Origin of the sequence: Mesorhizobium sp. M7A.F.Ca.US.002.01.1.1 (assembly GCF_004022955.1) — a bacterium.
GTDB classification, from domain to species: Bacteria; Pseudomonadota; Alphaproteobacteria; order Rhizobiales; family Rhizobiaceae; genus Mesorhizobium; species Mesorhizobium ciceri.
The window spans coordinates 1-624 of sequence record NZ_RZQE01001019.1; the positions used below are offsets into that span (position 1 = coordinate 1).

A 624-nucleotide genomic window follows, 5' to 3' on the forward strand; every position below is an offset into this window, starting at 1 on the left:
TGTCTTCATCAATCCGGAAATCCTGGAGAGCGCCGACGCGCGCTCCGTCTATGAGGAAGGCTGCCTGTCGATCCCGGATTATTACGCCGAGGTCGAACGCCCCGCCTCCGTGCGGGTCAAATATCTCGACCGCGACGGCAAATTGCAGGAGATAGAGGCCGAGGGGTTGATGGCGACCTGCCTGCAACACGAGATCGACCACCTCAATGGCGTCCTGTTCATCGATCACATCTCGAAGCTGAAGCGCGACATGGTGGTAAAGAAATTCAAGAAGCTCGCCAGGGACAAGGCGCCGGGCAAGCTCGCGGGATAAGGTACGGGAGTCCCCTCCAGGCCTATTGTCGGCAGGATTGCCACCAAATGGAGATGCCGACGGTCGACATGCTGATCAGGGACATTCCTGAGCCTTTGAAGCGCGAGATCGAACTGGCGGCGCGCGAGGTCGGCCAGAGCGTCTCGGACAAGGCCATCGGCCTTCTGCGCAAAGGCATAGTTGCGGAGAGGCCGGCCCGAGAGGAGTCGAGCCTCTCGGCGTGGGCTGCAATTCGCTCGGCTTTCGTATCTGAAAGCGCAATTGGCGATGAATACGCGGAAATCATGGAGAAGATCGAAGCGGAAAGATAG

The 624-nt window shown here is 59.0% G+C and carries 2 protein-coding genes; both read left to right on the forward strand.

Annotated elements, in window-relative coordinates; translation table 11 throughout:
- On the forward strand, positions 1 to 313 hold a 313-nt coding region (gene def, locus EN932_RS37470), incomplete at its 5' end, for a peptide deformylase (RefSeq protein WP_128369589.1).
- A gap of 47 nt (positions 314 to 360) precedes the next feature.
- Entirely contained in the window at positions 361 to 624 is a 264-nt protein-coding gene (locus EN932_RS37475; RefSeq protein WP_013528470.1) for a hypothetical protein, read from the forward strand.

Coding starts and splice junctions, on each gene's coding strand:
- EN932_RS37475 (WP_013528470.1), top strand. CDS start 361: ATGGAGATGCCGACGGTCGACATGCTGATCAGGGACATTCCTGAGCCT.